Genomic DNA, 2,248 nt, shown 5'->3' on the forward strand with positions numbered 1-2,248 from the left:
CGAGATTGGGCAAGACAGCGAGCGCGTCCCGCCGCTGCCTCAGTCGCGGAATATCACCGACTGGAGTTTTAACAAGCTTGCTCCGATTATCGGAGTCAAGGTGCTAGTGGATAGGATTGGGGAATACTTAATCTATCGACACTAGCAAGGAGACCGAACACGATTGACTGACAAACCCGATCGTGTGCCCTAACAGTTCAAGTTGTCGTTTCGCCTAACTCAATACTATTCGAGGAAACCGATATGTCTCACTTTAGCACTCTCCGTACCAAAATCACTGACGCTGAAATCCTCAAAACTTCTTTGCGCGATCTCGGTATCAATGTTAAGACTGAAACCGATTTACGTGGCTACCAAGGTCAACGCGTCCGCGCTGATATCGTCGCCATTTTAGAAGGCGAATACGATCTCGGTTGGTCTCGCAATGCTGATGGTTCTTTTGACTTAATCGCCGATCTTTGGGGCGTCGCCAAAAAGCACAACCAAACTGAGTTAATCAACTCAATCAACCAAAAGTATGCAGTAAACAAAACTCTATCTGAAGTCCAACAACGTGGTGGTCTCCAAAACGCCAATGTTACCTTGGTTCTCCAGTAGGACTTGTTCTACCCATTCCCAAATGAAAGGGGTCGATCTTTAATCAGATCGACCCCTTTTTATCGTTTAGTTATCAACCAATTACAAGTCCTGATGCGTAAACGGTTTGGCATTCTCGCCAGCATAGGTAGCTACAATCTGTCCAGTGCCCTGAAGTTGATATTTATAAGTTATCAATCCTTCTAAGCCGACTGGGCCGCGTGGGGGCATCTTTTGGGTACTGATGCCGACTTCTGCGCCGAAACCATAGCGGAACCCATCGGAAAAGCGAGTCGAGCAATTGTGAAAGACATTGGCTGCATCGATGCGATCGAGAAATATTTTAGCAGCGTCAGGATCTTCGGTAACGATACAATCGGTGTGGCGCGAGCCGTAAGTATTGATGTGGGTAATTGCCCCATCGAGATCGGGGACGATTTGGATGGCGAGAATCAGGTCGCTATATTCAGTCGCCCAATCAGTGGCGATCGCCAGATCGATCGTCAGATCGCCATGATGACCGAGAATTTCATGTCCGAGTTGGCTTAGTCTGATTTCGACACCGTGCGCCTGCAATCGATCGACGACCAGTGGTAAGAATGTTTCGGCGATCGATTGGTGAATGAGGAGGGTTTCGATCGCGTTACAGGCTGCGGGATACTGGGTTTTGGAGTCGATGGCGATCGCGATCGCCCGGTCGAAATCTGCTGCGCTGTCGATGTATAGGTGACAGATCCCATCCGCATGTCCGAGGACGGGAATCCGGGTATTATCTTGAACGTATTTGACAAATTCATTGGAACCGCGCGGGATAATCAGATCCACATAGCGGTCTAATTTGAGTAATTCGCTAGTTTCCGATCGAGTCGTCAATAGTTGAATGACATCGGGACTAACTTCCGAGCGAGCTAACCCGGCTTTAATTGCCGCGACTAGGGCAGTGCAAGAAGCGATCGCTTCTTTGCCACCTTTTAAAATTACCCCATTGCCCGACTTAATTGCCAAGCTAGCAATCTGAATTACCGCATCGGGACGCGCTTCAAAGATCACACCTAAGACCCCTACCGGGCAGCTCGTCCGCTGCAAAACCAGTCCGGTGTCGAGAGTGCGATGAATCTGAATTTGACCCACTGGATCGGCTAATTTACCCACGTCGCGCACGCCGAGGATTGCGCCCTTGAGTTTGGTGGCATCTAGTTTGAGCCGTGCGTAGAGAGCGGGGGCGATTTCGGCTTGAGCTGCTTGACAGTCGCTGGCATTTGCCGCGACGATCGCCTCAGCACTACTTTCTAGCGATGTGGCAATTAATTCGATCGCGATGTTTTTGGCATCAGCCGAGAGATTAGCCAGGTGTTGGGCGGCTAGTCGGGTGTTTTGGGCAATTTCTGTCAACATACATTAGGCTTTAGGCTTTGGGCTTTAGGCTTTGGGCTTTAGGCTTTGGGTTTTAGGTTTTGGGTTTTAGGTTTTAGGCTTTGGGCTTTAGGCTTTGGGTGCGGCTACCGCTCAGTTACTGGCTGTGGAGTACCTACTCTTGAGTACTAAAACTATCTACTATTCACTATTCACTATTCACTATCCACCAGAACACCAGTAACTTTGTTTTGATGCAAGATGTGAGTAATTATTTTTTTCGCTGTTGGAGGACGCGATAGACATCGCGGATACTGAC

The 2,248-nt window shown here is 48.9% G+C and carries 2 protein-coding genes; one reads left to right on the plus strand and one right to left on the minus strand.

Features of this window, described 5'->3' with window-relative positions; all coding sequences use genetic code 11:
* Window positions 1-243 precede the first annotated feature (243 nt).
* Window positions 244-597, plus strand: coding sequence for a DUF1257 domain-containing protein (locus RMO52_RS09750; RefSeq protein ID WP_015161237.1), 354 nt, complete (start codon window positions 244-246; stop codon window positions 595-597).
* An 81-nt stretch (window positions 598-678) separates the two neighbouring features.
* On the opposite strand, the gene RMO52_RS09755 is transcribed toward RMO52_RS09750, so the two are convergent.
* Window positions 679-1,971 carry a glutamate-5-semialdehyde dehydrogenase gene (locus tag RMO52_RS09755; RefSeq protein WP_309744390.1) on the minus strand — a complete coding sequence of 431 codons (1,293 nt, stop codon included), beginning with the start codon at window positions 1,969-1,971 and terminating at the stop codon, window positions 679-681.
* Window positions 1,972-2,248 lie beyond the last annotated feature (277 nt).

It is taken from the genome of Chamaesiphon sp. OTE_8_metabat_110 (assembly GCF_031382685.1).
GTDB lineage: Bacteria > Cyanobacteriota > Cyanobacteriia > Cyanobacteriales > Chamaesiphonaceae > Chamaesiphon.

What these genes read in the sequence shown, in the direction of transcription:
- RMO52_RS09755 (WP_309744390.1), bottom strand. Translation starts at nt 1,971, where the DNA reads ATGTTGACAGAAATTGCCCAAAACACCCGACTAGCCGCCCAACACCTG.
- RMO52_RS09750 (WP_015161237.1), top strand. Translation starts at nt 244, where the DNA reads ATGTCTCACTTTAGCACTCTCCGTACCAAAATCACTGACGCTGAAATC.